Raw genomic sequence first — 18,673 nt, forward strand, 5'->3', positions numbered from 1 at the left:
CCTGCCGCTAGCGGTGCCAGGAGCGCCACAGAGCCGCGTACGTACCGCCCGCCGCGACCAGCTCGTCGTGGCTGCCCAGCTCGGAGATCCGGCCGTCCTCCGCCACCGCGATCAGGTCCGCGTCATGGGCGGTGTGCAGCCGGTGTGCGATGGCCACCACCGTACGGCCCTCCAGAACCGTCGCAAGCGAACGCTCCAGGTGCCGGGCCGCACGCGGATCCAGCAGCGACGTCGCCTCGTCCAGCACCAGCGTGTGCGGATCGGCGAGGACGAGCCGGGCCAGGGCGATCTGCTGCGCCTGCGCCGGGGTGAGCGCGAGCCCGCCCGAGCCCACCGCGGTGTCCAGCCCCGCCGGCAGCGCCTGCACCCAGCCGCCTGCGTCCACCGCGCCCAGCGCGGCCCACAGCTCCCCGTCCCCGGCGGCCGGCTGCGCGAGGAGCAGGTTGTCGCGCAGCGACCCCACGAAGACGTGGTGTTCCTGGTTGACCAGAGCCACATGGCGGCGCACCCGCTCCGCGGGCATCCGCGCGAGCTCCGCGCCGCCGAGCGTCACCGCACCCGAGCGCGGCGCGTAGATGCCGGCCAGCAGCCGGCCCAGCGTCGACTTCCCCGCACCGGACGGACCGACCAGCGCCACCCGGCTTCCCGGCCGCACCGCCAGGGAGACGCCGTGCAGGACGTCGTTGCCCGCCGCGTAGCCGAACCGCACCTCGTCCGCCCGCACCTCCCGGCCCCTCGGCTCCGGGCCGTCATCGGCCCCCTCCGGCCCGATCTCACGCACCCCCACGAGCCGCGCGAGGGACACCTGCGCGATTTGCAGCTCGTCGTACCAGCGCAGAATGAGGCCGATCGGCTCGACGAGCATCTGCGCGAACAGCGCGCCTGTCGTCAGCTGCCCCACGGACACCCACCCCTGGAGCACGAAGACACCACCGATGATCAGCACGGAGCCGAAGACCAGCGAGTGGGTCACGTTGATCACCGGAAAGAGGACCGAGCGCAGCCACAGGGTGTACCGCTCCCACTGGGTCCAGGACGCGATCCGGTCGTCGGAGAGCGCCACGCGGCGCTCACCCAGCCGGTGCGCCTCGACGGTCCGCCCCGCGTCGACGGTCTCCGTGAGGGACGCGGCGACCGCCGCGTACCCCGCGGCCTCCGAACGGTAGGCGCCGGGCGCCCGGCGGAAGTACCAGCGGCAGCCGGCCACCAGCACCGGCACCGCGACCAGCACGCACAGCGCGAGCGGCGGCGCCGTCACCGTCAGCGCCCCCAGCAGCAGCGCCGCCCACACGAAGCCGATCGCCAGCTGAGGCACGGCCTCGCGCATGGCGTTCGCCAGCCGGTCGATGTCGGTGGTGATCCGGGACAGCAGATCACCGGTACCGGCCCGCTCCAGGACGCCCGGCGGCAACCCCACCGACCGCACGAGGAAGTCCTCGCGCAGATCCGCCAGGATCTCCTCGCCGAGCACCGATCCGCGCAGCCGCACCATGTGCACGAATACGGTCTGCACGGCGAGAGCGACCGCGAACAGCGAGAGCGTGCGCCCCAGATGGACTTCCTTCGTCCCCGCCGCCAGGTCCTCGACCATCCCGCCGAGCAGGGCGGGACCGGCCATGGAAGCCGTCACGGCGACGGCGTTCACCGCCACCAGCAGCACGAACGCCGTCCGGTGTCTGCGCAGCAGCTCGCGCACGTAGGCCCGTACGGTCGCGGGCAGGGCGACCGGGAGGGTGGTCGCCGACTCCGGTGCCGCCGGGTCGTGCGCCGGCGGCCTCACTCCGATCATGCCGACTCCTCGATCTGTTCGTTGCCGCCGGGCCCGGAGAGCCCCGGGGCCGGTACCGCGGTCGCAGCCGCCCCGCCGTCGGTCTCGCGCGTGACCACGGCGCGGTAGGCCGGGTCGGCGCGCAGCAGCCCGCGGTGCGTTCCCACCGCCACGGCCCGGCCTTCCTGTACGAACACCACGCGGTCCGCCCGGTCGAGCAGCAGCGGGCTGGAGGAGAACACCACCGTCGTACGGCCCTGCCGCAGGGCCCGCAGCCCGTCGGCGATCCGCGCCTCCGTGTGCGAGTCGACGGCGGACGTCGGCTCGTCGAGCACCAGCACTTGTGGGTCGGTCACCAGCGACCGGGCCAGGGCCAGCCGCTGCCGCTGCCCTCCCGACAAGGAGCGGCCCCGCTCGGTGATCCGGGTCCGCATGGGATCCCCGGAGGCGTCCGGCGAAGCCTGCGCCAGGGCGGTCAGGACGTCCCCGCACTGCGCCGCCTCCAGCGCGGCACCGGCCGCTACGGCCCCGGACGCGGGTACGTCCAGCAACTCGGCGAGCGTCCCCGACAGGAGCACCGGGTCCTTGTCCTGGACGAGCACCGCGGTACGGGCCGTGTCCAGCGGCAGGTCGTCCAGCGCGACACCGCCCAGCAGCGCCGACGGCGCGCCCTCGGAGCCGGCCGAGGCATGACCGCCCAGCCGGTCGGCCAGCCGGCCCGCGGTGTCCGGGTCACCGCACACGACCGCGGTCAGCCGGCCCGCCGGGGCCGACAGCCCGCTCCCCGGGTCGTACAGGTCCCCCGAGGGTACGGCTGCGAGGCCTCCGCACCGCTCCGCGCGGGCCGTGCGTCCCAGGGAGAGCACGCGTGCCGCGCGCACCGCCGAGGGGCGGGAGAAGGAGTACGCCATGGCGATCTCCTCGAACACCCTGAGCGGAAAGAGCAGGAACGTCACCACGCCGTAGACGGTGACCAGTTCACCGACACCGACCCGGCCGTCCTCGACCAGCCCCACCCCGTACCCGACCACCGCGATCAGCAGCAGCCCGGGCAGCAGCACCTGGACCGCCGCGATCAGTGCCCACATCCGGGCACTGCGCACCGCCGCCCGGCGCACCTCCTGGGAGGCGCGCCGGTAGCGGCCCAGGAACAGCTCCTCGCCGCCGATGCCGCGCAGCACGCGCAGCCCGGCCACGGTGTCGGAAGCCAGCTCGGTGGCGTACCCCGCCTTCTCGCGCTGCTCGTCGGCCCGCTTCGTCGCCGGGGGCAGCAGGGGCAGTACCGCCAGGACGAGCGCCGGCACCGCCAGCGCGATCAGCGTGCCCAGGGCGGGCTGGTAGATCACGAGGGCCACGCACACGGCGACCGTGGTGAACAGCGCGGAAGCGAAGCGCGAGAGCGCCTCCACGAACCAGCCGATCTTCTCGACATCACCCGTCGACACCGCGACGACCTCGCCGGCCGCGACCTGGCGGGTGAGAGTGGCACCCAACTCGGCCGTCTTGCGGGCCAGCAGCTGCTGCACCCGGGCGGCAGCCGTGATCCAGTTGGTGATCGCGGCACGGTGCAGCATGGTGTCGCCCAGCGCGATGAGCGCACCCAGCAGCACCATCAGCCCGCCCGCCAGGGCCAGCCGTGCGCCCGAGCGGTCCACAACGGCCTGGACGGCGATGCCGAGGGCGACCGGCAGCGCGGCCACGGCCGCCATGTTCACCACGCCCCACACCAGGGCCTTGGCCTGCCCCGCCGCCTGGTTCCGCCCGAGCCAGAGCAGGAACCGCGGTCCCGACCTCGTGTCGGGCCGGCCGGGATCGCTGTACGGAAGGTCGCGAATCTGCATGACATCCCAGGGGGTGGGCGGGCCGGCAGGAGTTGTGAAAGGTTCGCGCCACTGGAGTTCCGCATTCAACTGGTTTTCACACACTGACGCCGGATCAGGCCAAAAGGGGCCCTGGCGCACTGCAGTACGAAGCGCTTCACTCCTGCCCCATGAGACGACTGTTCCTCACCGTGTGCGCCGCCACCGCCGGCCTGGTGCTGGGCACGAGCCCCGCCACGGCCGCCGGCCCGCCGACCGAGTTCGGCACCCACTGGCACGACCCGGTCACCGCCGGACCGCCCGTCGCCACGCCGGACACCACCTCCTGCTCGGTGACGCTCGCCGACACCGAGTTCCGCGACTACATGCCCTACAAGGGCACGTACATACCGCCCAAGGGATGCGGCGACCGCTGGAGCAAGGTCGTCCTGCGGCTCGACGGCGCCGTCGCCGGACGGCAGTACGACCGCCTCGGCTACCTGCAGGTCGGCGGCGTCGAAGTCCTGCGCACCTCCACCCCGGAACCCTCGCCCAAGGGCATCACCTGGCACGTCGAGAAGGACGTCACCCGCTACGCCGCCACCTTCCGGGACCGGCAGCCCGTCGAGATGCTCATCGGCAACCTGGTGAACGAGACCTACACAGGCGTCATCAAGGTCAGGGCGACACTGACCTTCTACGCCGCCGAGGGACGCACCAAGGCGGCGCACACGCCCGACAAAGTGCTCACTCTCGACAGCGCGCACAACGCCGGCACCTCCTACGAAGGCCTGCTGACCACCCCGCGCAACAGCGAGCGGATCGTGGCGGAGGTGTACGCGACCGGCTCGGGCGGCGGCTGCGAGGAGTTCTGGTACCTGACGGTGCCGGACGCGGCGCCGTACTCCTGCAAGGCCAAGGACGGCCCGTACCGCGAGGTCCGGGTGTCCGTGGACGGAAAGCTCGCCGGGATCGCCGCACCCTTCCCCACCGTCTGGACGGGCGGCTGGTCCAACCCCTTTCTCTGGTACGTCATCCCCGGCCCGCGCGCCTTCGACGTGCGACCCGTGGAGTACGACCTGACGCCGTTCGCCGGGCAGCTCAACGACGGCAAGCCGCACCGGGTCACCGTCTCCGTGGCCGGAGTGCCCGAGGGCCAGAGCGGCTGGAGCACCCCCACCAACATCCTGGTGTGGCGGGACGCCAAGGCCTCCCGGGTCACCGGCGCCCTCACGGCACACGAGACCGGCGCGCCCGCGAACAAGGTGGCGTACGAGCCCGGCACGGAGCACACGCTGAAGGCCGACGGCGGTCATTCCCTGACGGTCGCGGGCTACGTCGACACCTCGCACGGCAGGGTGACGACCACGGTCACCCGCAACGTCGCCGCCGCCTCCACCCACCGCTGGACCGACGGGGAGACGAAGGACGGGCTCGAGGCCCGCTGGACGGACGACGAGAGCATCACCGTGGCCGGCCGGGGGCCCGCCACCACGACCCGCTCCCACCGCGTCTACAGCATGAACGGCGAGATCAGCATCGGCTCCGGCGACCGGCTGCGCACTGTGATGACGATGGGCGACCGCTCCGACAGCGTCACCCTGCGTGCCGGAAAGCGGATCGACTGGTCGAGGTTCGACGACACCTACACGGGCGACGCGGCGTACAACCAGAATGTCCCCCGCGAGCAGCGGCACGCGACGGGCGTCTCGCGTGAGCGCTACCGCCTCCTCGGGCCCGGCACGTGCTACGACCGGACCCTGGCCACCGCCCAGGGAGAGCTGACGGAGGACAGCCGCTCCTGCTGACCTTCAAGGCCTCACGGAGGCACTGCGCCGGGTGGGTGTGCGACGGCCCCGGGCCGCCGCACACCCACCCGGTCCCTACCGGTGTCAGCAGGCGGAACCCGGGCCCGCCATCAGCTCGTCCAGCAGGCCACCCAATTGCTCGCGCTGTGCGGCGGAGAGGGGCGCCAGCAGGTCTTCCACGGCCGCCCTCCGGGCCTCTCTGAGCTTCCGCAGGACCCTGCGGCCCTCGTCGGTCAGCTCGATCCGGATGACCCGCCGGTTGGACGGATCGGGCACCCGGCGCACCGAACCGCCGGCTTCAAGGGCGTCGACCAGAGTGGTCACGGCCCGCGGCACGACCTCCAGGCGCTGCGCCAGGTCCGCCATCCGGGGCGGACGGTCGTAATGCGCGACCGTGCGCAGCAGCCGGGACTGCGCAGGGGTGATCCCGACCGGGTCCAGATAGCGCTTCTGGGCCCGGTGGAGCCTGCGGGTGAGGCGCAGCAACTGCTCGGCGAGCTGTCCGGACGTGTCGGGGGCGGTCATGATCACAAGGTTACCAGGACGCAATTCATTGTGAGCTTAGGTAACAGTGAGCTAAGCTCGGGATCCGACATCATCGTCTCCGAAAACCAGGAGCTCATGCACCACGACGAACAGCAATGGACCCCACCGCCCGCAGATCCCGAGCAGCCCGCCCAGGTGCGGCGCATCCTGCGGCTCTTCCGTCCCTACCGCGGCAGACTCGCCCTCGTCGGCCTCCTCGTCGCCGCCTCCTCGCTCGTCTCCGTCGCCTCGCCGTTCATGCTGCGCGAGATCCTCGACACTGCGATCCCCCAGGGGCGCACAGGACTGCTGAGCCTCCTCGCGCTCGGCATGATCGCCGCCGCAGTCGTCAACGGCGTCTTCGGCGTCCTGCAGACCCTGCTGTCCACGACTGTCGGCCAGCGCGTCATGCACGACCTGCGCGCCGCCGTCTACGACCGCCTCCAGCGCATGCCGCTCGCGTTCTTCACCCGGACCCGCACCGGTGAAGTGCAGTCCCGCATCGCCAATGACATCGGCGGCATGCAGGCCACCGTCACCTCCACCGCCACCTCGCTCGTCTCCAACTTCACGAGCGTCGTCGCGACCGTGGTGGCGATGCTGGCCCTCGACTGGCGGCTCACCGTCGTCTCCCTGCTCCTGCTGCCGGTGTTCGTGGCGATCAGCCGCCGGGTCGGCCGCGAGCGCAAGAGGATCACGTCGCAGCGGCAGAAGCAGATGGCCGCCATGGCCGCCATGGTCACCGAATCGCTCTCCGTCAGCGGCATCCTCCTCGGCCGCACGATGGGCCGGGCCGACTCCCTGACCCAGGCCTTCGCCAAGGAGTCCGAGCGGCTCGTCGGCCTCGAAGTGCGGGCGAACATGGCCGGGCGCTGGCGGATGTCGACCATCGGCGTCGTCATGGCCGCCATGCCCGCCGTCATCTACTGGGCCGCGGGGATCGCCCTGCAGACGGGCGGACCGGGCATCTCCATCGGCACGCTGGTGGCCTTCGTCTCCCTGCAGCAGGGCATGTTCCGGCCCGCGGTCAGCCTGCTGTCCACCGGCGTGCAGATGCAGACCTCCACGGCGCTCTTCCAGCGCATCTTCGAATACCTCGACCTTCCGGTGGAGATCGCCGAACCGGAGAAGCCCGTCCGGCTGGAGGAGGTGCGGGGCGAAGTGCGCTTCGAGAAGGTCACCTTCGCCTACGACGCACCGGGCTCACGCGAGCCCGCGGCCCCCACGCTCAGCGGGATCGACCTGACCGTCCCGGCCGGCGGCAGCCTCGCCGTCGTCGGCCCGACCGGCTCCGGAAAGAGCACGCTCAGCTATCTCGTCCCCCGGCTCTACGACGTCACCGACGGCCGTGTCCTGATCGACGGAGCCGACGTGCGCGAGCTCGACTTCGACACCCTCGCCAGAGCGGTCGGCGTGGTCTCCCAGGAGACCTACCTCTTCCACGCCTCCGTCGCGGACAACCTCCGCTTCGCCAAGCCCGACGCGACGGACGAGGAGATCAGATCGGCGGCCCGCGCGGCACAGATCCACGACCACATCGCCGCCCTCCCCGACGGGTACGACACCCTCGTCGGCGAGCGCGGTTACCGGTTCTCCGGCGGCGAGAAGCAGCGCCTGGCCATCGCCCGCACGATCCTGCGGGATCCCCCCGTCCTCATCCTCGACGAGGCGACCAGCGCCCTGGACACCCGCACGGAACACGCCGTCCAGGAGGCCATCGACGCCCTCTCCGCAGGGCGGACGACGATCACCATCGCGCACCGGCTGTCCACGGTCCGCAATGCCGACGAGATCGTCGTCCTCGACCAGGGGCGCGTCACCGAGCGCGGCACCCACGAGGAACTCCTCGCCCAGGACGGGCACTACGCCGCACTCGTACGCCGGGACGCAGGGCGCGTGACGGCCGACGTGTGACGAGCATGTGACGAAAGTTAGTACAGGTGTGCGGGGCTGCTGCCGGGGGGATCCAAAGGATCATGACGCAATCCGAGCCACTGTCCGCGCCAGCCGGCAGCGACACCGACACCGGCGCCGGCCGTGCCCCGGCCCCGCACGTCCCCGCAGTCCCGTCCCGCTCCTCCCTCCGCCAGCTCGCCGCGGCGTCCGTCGGCAACGCCGCGGAGTGGTACGACTGGTACGCCTACTCCTTCCTGGCGGTCTACTTCGCCGACCGGATCTTCCCCAAGGGCTCCGGCAACTCCCTCGTGCCGCTGCTCTCGGCCTTCGCCGTCTTCGCCGTCGGCTTCTTCATGCGACCGGTCGGCGGCCTCCTCATGGGAGCGGTCGCAGACCGGCGCGGCAGGCGCGCGGCCCTCACGGTCACCATCCTGTTCATGGGCGCCGGCAGCCTGCTCCTGGCCCTCACTCCCACCTACGCCGCGACGGGTGTTCTCGCCCCGGTGGTCCTCGTGGTCGCACGGCTGATCCAGGGCCTCTCGGTCGGCGGTGAGTTCGCGGCGTCCACGACGTTCCTCGTGGAGTCCGCGGGCCCGGGCCGCAGAGGGCTGTTCGCCAGCTTCCAGTACGTGTCCACCACCATCGGCCAGCTCCTCGCCTCGGGCACGGCCGCCCTCCTCGCCCACCTCCTCACCGAAGGGCAGATGGGCGACTGGGGCTGGCGCGTGCCGTTCCTCATCGGCGCCGTCATCAGCCTGGCCGGATTCTGGATCCGGCAGGGCGCGGAGGAGACGCACACCGTGCCCGGGAAGGCGGCCGAGCGCCCGGCCGTCTTCGAGGCGCTGCGCCGGCACCCCCGCGAGTCCCTGCTGATCTGCGGGATCACCGCAGGCGGCACGCTGGCCTACTACACCTGGACCACGTACCTGCCGGCCTATGCCCAGGTGAACGCCGGATTCGGCAAGGGCGATGCGCTCGCCGTCGGCACGATCTCACTGGCCTTCTTCGCCGCTCTCCAGCCTCTGGGCGGGCTGTTGTCCGACCGTGTGGGCCGCAAGCCGCTGCTGATCGGCTTCGCAGGAGGGTTCGCCGTCCTCGCCGTTCCCCTGCTGCACGCGATCGGCAGCTCGTTCGTGTCGCTGTTGCTCGTGCAGTGCGCCGGCATGGTGCTGCTCACCGGATACACCTCGATCTCGGCGGCCGTGAACGCAGAGGTGTTCCCCGCGCGGGTGCGGGCAGCGGGTATCGGCTTTCCCTACTCGCTGACCGTGGCGCTGTTCGGAGGCACCGCCCCCTACCTCGGCACCTGGTTCAAGGACTCGGGCCATCCGGGGGCGTTCCCCTGGTACGTGGCCGGGCTCTGCCTCGTGTCCGGGTGCGTCTACGTGATCCTCCCGGAGACCGCGAAGCGCCCGCTCGGCCGTTCCGGTCAGCCCGCCGACCGCTGAACCGTCCCGGAGGGTGCTGCCGCGGCGCCGTCCGGTGCGGCGAACTCGGCGCGTACGGCGTCCGTGTGCTCTCCCAGCGCCGGCACCGCTCGCATCGCCGCCTCCCGGCCTTCCACCTCGACCGGCGGCAGCAGCCCGCGCAGCGGGCCGGCAGGGGAGCCGAACTCGCGCCAGCGGTCGCGCGCGGCGAGCTGCGGATGGGCCGTGAACTCGGCCACCGTCCGCAGCCGGGCGTTGGCGATCCCCGCCCCGTCGAGCAGGGCGGCCACTCCGTCCGTGGTGTGCGGGGCGAAGTGCTCCTCGATGACGGCGGTGAGTTCGTCGTCGTGGGACCGGCGCAGCGGATTGTCGGCGAACCGGGGATCGCGGACCAGCGCGGGCTGCCGGAGCACCTGCTCGCACAGGGCTGACCACTCCCGGTCGTTCTGCACACTCAGGAACACCTGCCCGCCGTCACCGCAGCGGTAGTGGCCGTAGGGGGAGATGGAGGGGTGGCGCGCACCGCTGCGGGTGAGCGGGGCGCCTCCGTAGGCCTCCGCGTAGTAAGGCTGCCCCATCCACTCCGCGAGTGCGTCGAAGAGCGAGACGGACAGGGCCGTGCCCTCTCCGGTGCGTTCCCGTTCGTAGAGGGCGGCGAGGATGCCGGTGTAGGCGTACATGCCCCCTGCTATGTCGGCTATGGAGATGCCGGGGCGGGCGGGGGAGCCGGCGTCCCCGGTGAGCGAGACCAGCCCGGTCTCGCACTGCACCAGCAGGTCGTACGCCTTCTTGTCGCGGTACGGGCCCTCTGCGCCGTAGCCGGAGACGTCGCAGGTGATCAGACGGGGGTGCCGGGCGCGCAGCACTTCGCTGCCGAGGCCGAGCCGTCCCGCAGCCCCGGGGGCCAGGTTCTGGACGAACACGTCGGCACGGGCGAGGAGACGTTCGAGCAGAGCGCGGTCGGCGTCGTCCTTGAGGTCGAGGGCGGCGCTTTCCTTCCCGCGGTTGACCCAGACGAAATAGGCGGAGAGTCCTCTGGTCCTGCGGTCGTAGTCACGGGCGAAGTCCCCGCGCCCCGGCCTCTCGATCTTGATCACGCGCGCGCCGAGGTCGGCGAGCTGACGGGTGGCGAAGGGTGCGGCCACCGCCTGTTCGAGGGCGACGACCGTGATGCCGTACAGGGGCAGGGCCGTGACGTCGTGCGACGGCAGCTTCAATTCGACTCCTCCCGCCAGTCAGTTCATATGACCGGGGTTGTGGACAGTCCGGAGCGCCGACGACGGCTCCGGGCCTAGTGTCGCGCCATGGACACCAGCTCACAGCATGCGCGGATCGCCTGTCACGAGGACCACCTCCAGGGTGCGCGGCCCGTGCACGCCCTCGACCCGCTCCAGTTCGATGTCGCTCGTCGCCGACGGGCCCGAAATCCAGGTCAGAGGCCGGGCCGGGGACAGCCGCCGGACGGCCTGGGGCACGGAGTCCACGACCTGGTCGCCGGTCCGCACCACGCAGATGTGATGGTCGGGCACGAGGGTGAGCCGGCGGCTCCCCTGATCCGGGCCCGCGTCGAGCACGACCGTCCCCGTCTCGGCGATCGCCAGTGCGCAGCCGGTCACGACGCTGTCGACGGAGTCGAGCTCGCGGGCCGTCAGCTCAGGGGAGTCGGCCGCGAGTTCGGCGGGCACATCGGCGAGCCAGCCGGCCGGCAGCCCGGCCGGTACGGCGACCCTGCGGGCACCGTGTTCGCGGAGCAGGCGGGCGAGGAGGACGGGCAGGCCCGTCGCGTCCACGCGGTGGACGAGCGCGCGGTAGTCCGCCAGGTTCTCCGCGAGGAGACCGACGGTCGCCTCATGCGAGCGCTCGCCGTGCTTCTCCGCGTAGTCGCGCGGCACGGGCTGATCGGCCGGCTGCTCCCGCGGCGGCACGTCCGCCAGCGCGCGCCGCACCCGGCCGAGGACGCGTTCCCTGCTGGAGCCACCGGTCATGAGCCGCCTCCTCCCTGGCTCGGTCCGCCGCGGGTCCGGGCCCACCAGTCGCGGAACGACTCGGCCGGCACCTCCGGCAGATCACGGGTGTCCGACCAGGCCCGGCCCGGGCCGGGCAGCCGCCGGGGGTGCAGCCCGCGCGTCCGGGCGAGCAGCCGCTGCCCCCGGCGCAGCGCACGGGGATGGTCGAAGGCCCAGCCCGCCGCACGCATGACGGCGCGCTCGGCGGTGTGCCGCTTCGCGGGCCTGATGAGGGTGCGGGTGCCGCGGACCGTCGCCGGACCGCCTTCCGCCACCCTCTCCCGCAGATGGACGAGGATTCCGGGAATGTCGATGGCCACCGGGCAGGCGTCGAAGCAGGCGCCGCACAGGGAGGAGGCGTACGGGAGCGACTCCTCCAAGGGCGAGGCGAGACCACGGAGCTGCGGCGTGAGGATGGCCCCGATGGGCCCCGGATACGGCGACCCGTACGCGTGGCCCCCGGCCCGCTCGTACACGGGGCAGACGTTCAGGCAGGCCGAGCAGCGGATGCAGCGCAGGGCCGCGCGGCCGATGTCGTCCGCGAGCGTGTCGGTGCGGCCGTTGTCGAGGAGTACCAGATGGAAGGCGCGCGGGCCGTCGCCGTCGGTGGTGCCCGTCCACATCGAGGTGTACGGGTTCATGCGCTCCGCCGTCGACGAGCGCGGCAGCAGCTGGAGGAAGATCTCCAGGTCGCGCCAGGTGGGCACGACCTTCTCGATGCCGACCACCGAGATCAGGGTCTCGGGAAGGGTGAGGCACATACGGCCGTTGCCCTCGGACTCGACCACGACCAGGGTGCCGGTCTCCGCCACCGCGAAGTTGGCCCCTGACACGGCCACTTTGGCCCGCAGGAACTTCTCCCGCAGGTGCAGCCTGGCGGCCTCGGCGAGGTCGGCGGGCCGGTCGGTCAGCCCCTCCGGCGCGGGCAGGCCCCAGTCCGCCATACGGCTGCGGAAGACGTCCCGGATCTCGGTGCGGTTGCGGTGGATGGCGGGCACCAGGATGTGCGAGGGCAGATCGTCGCCGAGCTGCACGATCAGCTCGGCGAGGTCCGTCTCGTACGCCCGGACACCGGCCGCGGCGAGGGCGTCGTTGAGCCCGGTTTCCTGGGTGGCCATCGACTTGACCTTGACCACCTCGCGTTCGCCGGTGGCCAGCACCAGACCGGTGACGATCCGGTTGGCCTCGGCGGCGTCGGCCGCCCAGTGGACCGTTCCGCCCGCCCGGGTCACGGCCTCCTCGAGCTGCACGAGGTAGTGGTCGAGATGGCGCAGGGTCCGGTCCTTGACCGCGGCCCCGGCGGCCCGGAGCTGCGCCCAGTCGTCCAGTTCCGCGACGGCGCGGTCGCGCTTGGCGCGGATGGTGTGCGTGGCGCGCCGGAGGTTGGCTCGGAGCCGGCCGTCCCGGGTCGAGACGCCGGCGGCGCGCGGGAAGGAGGGCATCCCCAGGTAGGTTCCGGTCACCGGGCACCACTGGCCAGGATCTCGGCGATGTGCACGGGACGGACGGGCGAGCCCTCCCGGGTGAGGATTCCGCCGATGTGCATGAGGCAGGAGTTGTCGACCGTGCACACGGCGCGGGCGCCGGTCGCCGTGACGGCCCGGGCCTTGTCGGAGCCCATTGCGGAGGAGACCGCCGGGTTCTTGACGGCGAACGTGCCGCCGAAGCCGCAGCACTCCTCCGCTCCGGGCAGCTCCCGCAGTTCCAGGCCCTCCACGTGCTCCAGGAGCCGGCGCGGCCGGTCCCCGAGTCCGAGGACCCGCAGCCCGTGACAGGTGGGGTGGTAGGTGACGGCGTGCGGGTAGTAGGCGCCCACGTCGGTCACCCCCAGGACGTCGACCAGGAACTCCGTGAGCTCGTAGGTCCTGGACACCGCCTCGGCCACGGCTCCGGGGACCGCGCCGGCACGCCCTTCCGCGGCCGCTTTGGCCGCGATCCGCGGGTAGTTGTCGCGGACCATGGCCGCGCAGGATCCGGAAGGAGTGACGATGTAGTCGTGGTCGCGGAAGGCGGCGGCGTAGCGGCGCAGCAGCGGTTCGGTGCCGTGCCGGTAGCCGGTGTTGAACAGCGGCTGGCCGCAGCAGCTCTGCTCCGCGGGGAAGTCCACGCGGACACCGAGCCGTTCGAGGAGGGTGACGACCGCCCGGCCGGTGCGCGGATAGAGCATGTCGTTGACACAGGTCACGAACAGGCCCACGCGCATGGCCCCTCCTCGCTCGTCCTCGCTTGTCGTCGCTCGGCCTTGCTCGCCGGGCGGCGGCGGTCACCGCGGAGCCGTCCCCGTCACCGGCGTTCCCGGCGTGATCATCCGGAGCGCCTCATACTGCCGCAGGGACCGGCGGCTGTGAAGGACCGGGCTGTGACGAGCCGGACCGCGGAGGGCCGAGCAGGGCGCGGATCTCCCGCACGGCCGCACGGCCCGCCCGGTTGGCTCCGATGGTGCTCGCCGACGGCCCGTAGCCGACGAGGTGCACGCGCGGGTCGCGGGCCGCGCGCGTGCCGTCCAGGCGGATGCCGCCGCCGGGCTCGCGCAGCTTCAGCGGGGCGAGGTGGTCCACGGCCGCCCGGAAGCCGGTGGCCCAAAGAATCACGTCCGCGTCGGCGGTGCTTCCGTCGGCCCAGGCCACTCCGGTGGGGGTCACGCGGTCGAACACGGGCCGGGGGACGAGGACGCCGGCCGCCCGCGCCCGTTGCATGGCCTCGGTCATCGGCAGCCCGGTCACCGAGACGACGCTCTGCGGCGGCAGCCCCTGCCGGACCCGCTCCTCCACGCGGGCGACCGCCGAGCGGCCCCACTCCTCGTCGAAGGGGCCCTCGCGGAAGACCGGAGGCCTGCGGGTCACCCACGTCGTGGCGGCCGCGACCTCGGCGATCTCCAGCAGGTGCTGCACCGCCGAGGTACCGCCGCCGACGACCACCACGCGCTGCCCGGCGAAGGCCTGCGGGCCGGGGTACTGCGCCGTGTGCAGCTGGCGGCCGCGGAAGGTCTCCTGGCCGGGGTAGCGGGGCCAGAAGGGGCGATCCCAGGTGCCGGTCGCATTGATCAGGGCCCGCGCCGACCACGGCCCCTCGGAGCTCTCGACGGTCAGCCGTCCGCCCCGCCCGTCCCGCACCGCGCCCACGTCGACCGGCCGGTGCACCCGCAGGCCGAAGGCGTGCTCGTACTCGGCGAAATAGCCGCCGATCACGGCGGACGACGGCCGGGACCCGTCGGCGCCGGTCAGCTCCATGCCCGGCAGGGCGTGCATGCCGTGCACCTTGCCGTAGGTGAGCGAGGGCCAGCGGAACTGCCAGGCTCCGCCCGGGCCGGGGGAGTGGTCCAGGACGACGAAGTCGCGGTCCGGCTCGTACCCCGCGCGGCGCAGGTGGTAGGCGGCCGACAGCCCCGCCTGCCCGGCGCCGATCACCACGACCTCCGTCTCGCGCACCCCTGCGTCACGCACCCCAGGATTGTTCATGGTTCTACTAACCTGGGAGAGGGGAGATCTCTTCCCCCGTACGAACTCGTACGAAAATGGAGCCATGGCAGACACCCATGGCACCTTCCGCACTCACGTCCTCGACATCGCCACCGGTTCCGCGGAGACGGTCTACGACCTCACGCACGACTGCGAGGCGTTCCTGCGCGAGGCGGCCGCCGGCCGCGACGGGCTGCTCAACGTCTTCGTCCCGCACGCCACGGCCGGCGTGGCCGTGCTGGAGACCGGTTCCGGCAGCGACGACGACCTGCTGGCCGCCCTGCAGGACCTGCTCCCCGCCGACGACCGCTGGCGCCACCGCCACGGCAGCCGCGGCCACGGGCGCGACCACGTGCTGCCCGCTCTCGTGCCCCCGCACGCGACCCTTCCGGTCATCGGCGGGCGGCTGGAGCTGGGCACCTGGCAGTCGGTGTGCCTGGTCGACACCAACAAGGACAATCCGGACCGCCAGGTGCGGCTGACGTTCCTCGGCTGAGCGCCGGGCCCGCCGGGCCGTCAGTCCTTCTGCGCCGACTCCGGCAGCCGGCGCAGCTTCACGCTGGTCTTGCTCCGGTAGGCCCAGTCCAGCATCTTCACGGCGTCCGGGTAGCGGTCGGCGCCGTCGTTGAGGATGACGCCGACCACCGTCCGGCCGCTCCGCTCGGCGGCGAACACCAGGCAGGCGCCGGCCGACGTGCCGGTGCCGGTCTTGATGCCGATGGCGCCCTTGTACGAGCCGAGCAGCTTGTTGGTGTTGTCCCAGTAGTACGTGCGGTTGACGTTCGCCGCCTTCTGGCGGGTCGCCGGCGTCTTGACGACCGTCCTGAACGTGCTGTTGCCCAGCGCGTGACGGGCCAGCTGCGCCGAGTCGCGCGGGGTCGTGTAGTTGTTCCCCGCCCGCGATATGCCGTCGAAGGAGTCGTACTTGGTGTTCTTCATGCCGAGTTCGGCGGCCTTCTTGTTCATCCGGCCGATGAACGACGCCGTCCGCGCGGCCTCGGTGCCGCCGCTGCCGAAGGTGTCCGCGAGCGCGTACGCGGCGTCGCACCCCGAAGGCAGCATCAGGCCGTACAGCAGCTGCCGCACGGTCATCTTGTCGCCCGTGCGCAGATCGGCCGTGCTCGCGCCCTGGCGGGCCACGTAGTCGCGGTACGACTGCTTGATGGTGACCTTCTTGTCGAGGTCCACGCCCTTGGTGTCCAGGACGGTCACCGCGGTCATCACCTTGGTGGTGCTGGCCATCTGCCGCTTGGTGTCGGCGTCCTTGCCCCACAGCTGGCGGTTCTTGCCGCCGTCGAGCAGGAACGCGCCCTTCGCGCTGACCGACGGGCCGCTCGCGGCCTCGGCGGTCGTCGCCGGGAGCACGACGGCGACCGCAGCGGCCGATGCGACCGCGGCCGCGCCCCAGCGGCTGACCGGTCTTCCGGATCGCTCCATATATGCCTCTGTTTCTCGCGTGTTGAGCCCGGGTGAGTCACCTCACCCGCAATGCTGAGCGAGCCGATGATCGCACCAGTTCCCCAGCGGCGAGAACCTGGGGGCGCCTCAGTTACCGCCGGTGAACCGCTCGTAGGCGAAGCGGCCGACGAACTCCGTCTGGCCGCCGCTGAAAAGCAGCCCGGCCGACGCGAAGGACGGGTCGCCGACGGCCTCCGGCAGGGGTGGAACGCCTCCGGGCCGGCCTGCTGCGGACGGGCTCCGCGGGCCGCTCAGGCACCCCGCTGCGCCGCGCGCCCCACGGCGTCCACCAGGGGCAGCACCCGGTACGGCACCCGCTCGCGCAGCACCATCTCCGTCCGGGTGCGGACCACGCCCGGCGTCTGCACCAGCACCTGGATCACGTCCTCCAGATGTGCCGCGTCGCGCGCGACCACCCGGGCCATCAGATCGCCGCCCCCGGTGATCGAGAAGGCCTCCATGATCTCGGGGACCTCTGCGAGCGCTTCGGCGACCGTGTCCAGGTGCCCCTGGGTGACCTCGATGTGCACGAACGCCAGGACGGGGTGGCCCAGGGCGGCGGGCGACAGGCGCGGCCCCGTACCGGTGATCACGCCCTCGCGCTCCAGCCGGTCCAGCCTGGCCTGCAGCGTGCCGCGGGCGATGCCCAGCACGCGCGCGTACTCGCGCACGCTCGTCCGGGGCTGCTCCACCAGCAGGCGGAGGATCTTTGCGTCCAGCGCGTCCACGGCCATGAGCCAACGGCCTCCTCGTGGTCCGGGTTTCCGGCCGGTAACTGTACCAATGGCCCAGTCGGCACGCCTGCTGTTGAGCCAATGGGACCACAGATGTTTTCCTCTACTCATCGATGGCGTTGCGCTGGCTGCGCCGGGCGGCAAGGAAGCCGTACCGGGCCCCCGCAGCGCCTTTGTCATGCCGAGAACCATCCGTAAACCATCCGTACGCGCGCGGGCGCGCGCGTCCCGCTCGGGGAGAACCCGGCGAGAAGGGGGCGGTACCTCTGAAGAGGATCTTCGTGGCTCCGGATCCGGGCCGCCTGCGGCTGCGGACCGCCGTCCGCGCCGTCATCGGCGTGGGCTTCGCCGTCACCGTCGTGCAGCTGTCCGGCCTGCCGCTGCCCGCCTCCATCGCGGGCGGCCTCGCGGCGCTGCTCGCGATGTTCACCGTCGGCGACGCGACGCCCGGCCGGCAGGTGGTCACCACGGCCCTGCTGCCCGTCGTCGGGTTCCCCGTGCTCGCGCTGGCGGCCGCCCTGCACGGCGCGCCCCTGCTGCGCGACGCGGCGTTCCTCGCGGTGGTGTTCTGCGGGGTCTACGCCCGGCGCTGGGGAGCGCGGGGACAGGCCCTCGGGATCTTCGGCTTCATGATGTTCTTCGCCACGCAGTTCCTGCATGCCGTCCCCGCCCAGCTCCCGCACCTCTACGCGGCCGTGACCATGGCCCTCTCGGCCAGCGGCCTCGTGCGCTTCGGGCTGTGGTGCATCGAGCGCCGCACCCCGCCGCCCGCCGGCCCCGCCCCGCTCACCGGGCGCGGTCTCGCGCGCCCCACCACGCGGCTGGCCTTGCAGAACACGTTCGCCTGCGCGCTGGCGCTCGGCGTCGGCCAGCTGGTCTCGGACCAGCGCTGGTACTGGGCCGTCGGCACCGCCTGGTGGATCTTCGTCAACACCGCCTCGCGCGGCGAGACCCTCGTCCGCGGCTTCCGCCGCGTCGTGGGCACCCTGGCCGGCATCGCCGCCGGGCTCCTCGTCGCCGTCCCGCTGCACGGCGCGCCCGTGCCCACCGTCGTCCTCGTCGCCCTCTGCGTCTTCGGGATCTTCTACACCGCGGCCCCGTCGTACAGCTGGATGATGTTCTTCGTGACCGTCATGGCCGGACTGCTGTACGGGCTTCTCGGCGTCCTGCACCCCGGCCTGCTCGCCCTGCGCTTCGAGCAGACGCTCGTCGGCGCCGCCGGGGCCGCCATCGCCGTCGCCGTCGTCCTGCCCGTCACCACCCACGCCGCCACGGACGCCTGGATCCAGCGCGCCCTGCTTGCCGTACGGCACTGCACGGCGGACTCGGCACGGCGGCTGGCCGGCGACGCGTCCGCGGACCCCGCACCGCACGTGGCCGAGCTCGAACTGCTCCTCGGCAAGGTACGGGTCTCCCTGGCCCCCCTGCTGCACCCCCTGAGCCCGCTGCGCGCCCGCAAGGAGCGCGCACGGCAGGTCATGGTGCTCCTCGACGACTGCGCCCGGCAGGCGCGCGGCCTCGCGGCCGTAGCCGCCGACCCGGACGCCTCGCACGACGCCCGCCTCACGGCCGCCTGCCAGCGCGTCGAATCGGCGCTGCTCGGTCTCGTCGCGCCCGGCGGCCAGACCCAGCCGGCCGCGGTGCTGCCCGGTGCCGCGCCGCACCACCACCCCGGTGCCGAGGCCGCACTGGCCCATCTGCGCGATCTCGAAGAGGCGCTGTCGTCGCTGGCCACGCCGCTGCGCGGCGGCGCTCGCGGAGTGTTCGCGGAGGCCTGACCCCGTTGTGCCGGTG

General features: G+C 72.5%; 15 protein-coding genes. 5 read left to right on the plus strand and 10 right to left on the minus strand.

Annotated features, from left to right (window positions below; translation table 11 throughout):
- Positions 1 to 7: 7 nt before the first annotated feature.
- Both ACFZCD_RS20880 and ACFZCD_RS20885 read right to left on the minus strand, forming a co-directional pair.
- Positions 8 to 1,789, minus strand: coding sequence for an ABC transporter ATP-binding protein (locus ACFZCD_RS20880; RefSeq protein ID WP_391832909.1), 1,782 nt, complete (start codon positions 1,787 to 1,789; stop codon positions 8 to 10).
- Positions 1,786 to 3,609 (minus strand): ABC transporter transmembrane domain-containing protein, encoded by a 1,824-nt coding sequence (locus ACFZCD_RS20885; RefSeq protein ID WP_391832911.1) that lies wholly within the window; start codon positions 3,607 to 3,609, stop codon positions 1,786 to 1,788. Before ACFZCD_RS20885 ends, ACFZCD_RS20880 begins: the two co-directional genes overlap by 4 nt.
- A gap of 149 nt (positions 3,610 to 3,758) precedes the next feature.
- Between ACFZCD_RS20885 and ACFZCD_RS20890 the strand changes: the two genes are divergently transcribed.
- Positions 3,759 to 5,375 (plus strand): peptide-N4-asparagine amidase, encoded by a 1,617-nt coding sequence (locus ACFZCD_RS20890; RefSeq protein ID WP_391832913.1) that lies wholly within the window; start codon positions 3,759 to 3,761, stop codon positions 5,373 to 5,375.
- An 84-nt stretch (positions 5,376 to 5,459) separates the two neighbouring features.
- Here ACFZCD_RS20890 and ACFZCD_RS20895 read toward each other — a convergent pair whose 3' ends face one another.
- Positions 5,460 to 5,900, minus strand: coding sequence for a MarR family winged helix-turn-helix transcriptional regulator (locus tag ACFZCD_RS20895; RefSeq protein ID WP_391832915.1), 441 nt, complete (start codon positions 5,898 to 5,900; stop codon positions 5,460 to 5,462).
- 96 nt (positions 5,901 to 5,996) lie between these two features.
- Here ACFZCD_RS20895 and ACFZCD_RS20900 point away from each other — a divergent pair, with 96 nt between their 5' ends.
- The gene (locus ACFZCD_RS20900) at positions 5,997 to 7,814 is read left to right on the plus strand and encodes an ABC transporter ATP-binding protein (protein WP_391832917.1); all 1,818 of its coding nucleotides are present in this window, start codon (positions 5,997 to 5,999) and stop codon (positions 7,812 to 7,814) included.
- A gap of 62 nt (positions 7,815 to 7,876) precedes the next feature.
- Positions 7,877 to 9,244, plus strand: coding sequence for an MFS transporter (locus ACFZCD_RS20905; protein WP_391832919.1), 1,368 nt, complete (start codon positions 7,877 to 7,879; stop codon positions 9,242 to 9,244).
- Here ACFZCD_RS20905 and ACFZCD_RS20910 read toward each other — a convergent pair.
- The 5 genes from ACFZCD_RS20910 to ACFZCD_RS20930 all read right to left on the minus strand — a co-directional run bounded on the left by ACFZCD_RS20910 (position 9,226) and on the right by ACFZCD_RS20930 (position 14,687).
- Positions 9,226 to 10,440 (minus strand): CaiB/BaiF CoA transferase family protein, encoded by a 1,215-nt coding sequence (locus tag ACFZCD_RS20910; RefSeq protein ID WP_391832921.1) that lies wholly within the window; start codon positions 10,438 to 10,440, stop codon positions 9,226 to 9,228. The two genes, ACFZCD_RS20905 and ACFZCD_RS20910, sit on opposite strands and share 19 nt — an antisense overlap.
- 99 nt (positions 10,441 to 10,539) lie before the next feature.
- A complete protein-coding gene (locus ACFZCD_RS20915) occupies positions 10,540 to 11,208 on the minus strand; it encodes a lactate utilization protein C (protein WP_391832923.1) in 669 nt (222 codons plus the stop codon).
- Positions 11,205 to 12,692: a lactate utilization protein B gene (locus tag ACFZCD_RS20920; RefSeq protein ID WP_391832925.1), complete on the minus strand. Its 1,488-nt coding sequence runs from the start codon at positions 12,690 to 12,692 to the stop codon at positions 11,205 to 11,207. Before ACFZCD_RS20920 ends, ACFZCD_RS20915 begins: the two co-directional genes overlap by 4 nt.
- Positions 12,689 to 13,432: a (Fe-S)-binding protein gene (locus tag ACFZCD_RS20925; protein WP_391832927.1), complete on the minus strand. Its 744-nt coding sequence runs from the start codon at positions 13,430 to 13,432 to the stop codon at positions 12,689 to 12,691. The genes ACFZCD_RS20920 and ACFZCD_RS20925 overlap by 4 nt, the downstream gene beginning before the upstream one ends.
- A gap of 115 nt (positions 13,433 to 13,547) precedes the next feature.
- Positions 13,548 to 14,687 carry an NAD(P)-binding domain-containing protein gene (locus ACFZCD_RS20930; RefSeq protein ID WP_391832929.1) on the minus strand — a complete coding sequence of 380 codons (1,140 nt, stop codon included), beginning with the start codon at positions 14,685 to 14,687 and terminating at the stop codon, positions 13,548 to 13,550.
- A 64-nt stretch (positions 14,688 to 14,751) separates the two neighbouring features.
- Here ACFZCD_RS20930 and ACFZCD_RS20935 point away from each other — a divergent pair, with 64 nt between their 5' ends.
- Entirely contained in the window at positions 14,752 to 15,183 is a 432-nt protein-coding gene (locus ACFZCD_RS20935) for a YjbQ family protein (protein WP_391832931.1), read from the plus strand.
- A gap of 20 nt (positions 15,184 to 15,203) precedes the next feature.
- On the opposite strand, the gene ACFZCD_RS20940 is transcribed toward ACFZCD_RS20935, so the two are convergent.
- Both ACFZCD_RS20940 and ACFZCD_RS20945 read right to left on the minus strand, forming a co-directional pair.
- Positions 15,204 to 16,124 (minus strand): D-alanyl-D-alanine carboxypeptidase family protein, encoded by a 921-nt coding sequence (locus ACFZCD_RS20940; RefSeq protein ID WP_391832933.1) that lies wholly within the window; start codon positions 16,122 to 16,124, stop codon positions 15,204 to 15,206.
- Positions 16,125 to 16,396: 272 nt separating this feature from the next.
- Positions 16,397 to 16,879, minus strand: a complete 483-nt coding sequence (locus tag ACFZCD_RS20945; RefSeq protein WP_391832935.1) for an Lrp/AsnC family transcriptional regulator — start codon at positions 16,877 to 16,879, stop codon at positions 16,397 to 16,399.
- 275 nt (positions 16,880 to 17,154) lie between these two features.
- Here ACFZCD_RS20945 and ACFZCD_RS20950 point away from each other — a divergent pair, with 275 nt between their 5' ends.
- A complete protein-coding gene (locus tag ACFZCD_RS20950; protein ID WP_391833130.1) occupies positions 17,155 to 18,657 on the plus strand; it encodes an FUSC family protein in 1,503 nt (500 codons plus the stop codon).
- Positions 18,658 to 18,673: the final 16 nt, after the last annotated feature.

It is taken from the genome of Streptomyces sp. NPDC008001, assembly GCF_042958085.1.
Lineage (GTDB): Bacteria > Actinomycetota > Actinomycetes > Streptomycetales > Streptomycetaceae > Streptomyces.

Bases quoted from the DNA above. Each gene is read 5' to 3' on its own strand.
- ACFZCD_RS20880 (WP_391832909.1), bottom strand. From the start codon at position 1,789: ATGATCGGAGTGAGGCCGCCGGCGCACGACCCGGCGGCACCGGAGTCG.
- ACFZCD_RS20885 (WP_391832911.1), bottom strand. From the start codon at position 3,609: ATGCAGATTCGCGACCTTCCGTACAGCGATCCCGGCCGGCCCGACACG.
- ACFZCD_RS20890 (WP_391832913.1), top strand. From the start codon at position 3,759: ATGAGACGACTGTTCCTCACCGTGTGCGCCGCCACCGCCGGCCTGGTG.
- ACFZCD_RS20895 (WP_391832915.1), bottom strand. From the start codon at position 5,900: ATGACCGCCCCCGACACGTCCGGACAGCTCGCCGAGCAGTTGCTGCGC.
- ACFZCD_RS20900 (WP_391832917.1), top strand. From the start codon at position 5,997: ATGCACCACGACGAACAGCAATGGACCCCACCGCCCGCAGATCCCGAG.
- ACFZCD_RS20905 (WP_391832919.1), top strand. From the start codon at position 7,877: ATGACGCAATCCGAGCCACTGTCCGCGCCAGCCGGCAGCGACACCGAC.
- ACFZCD_RS20915 (WP_391832923.1), bottom strand. From the start codon at position 11,208: ATGACCGGTGGCTCCAGCAGGGAACGCGTCCTCGGCCGGGTGCGGCGC.
- ACFZCD_RS20925 (WP_391832927.1), bottom strand. From the start codon at position 13,432: ATGCGCGTGGGCCTGTTCGTGACCTGTGTCAACGACATGCTCTATCCG.
- ACFZCD_RS20930 (WP_391832929.1), bottom strand. From the start codon at position 14,687: ATGAACAATCCTGGGGTGCGTGACGCAGGGGTGCGCGAGACGGAGGTC.
- ACFZCD_RS20935 (WP_391832931.1), top strand. From the start codon at position 14,752: ATGGCAGACACCCATGGCACCTTCCGCACTCACGTCCTCGACATCGCC.
- ACFZCD_RS20940 (WP_391832933.1), bottom strand. From the start codon at position 16,124: ATGGAGCGATCCGGAAGACCGGTCAGCCGCTGGGGCGCGGCCGCGGTC.
- ACFZCD_RS20945 (WP_391832935.1), bottom strand. From the start codon at position 16,879: ATGGCCGTGGACGCGCTGGACGCAAAGATCCTCCGCCTGCTGGTGGAG.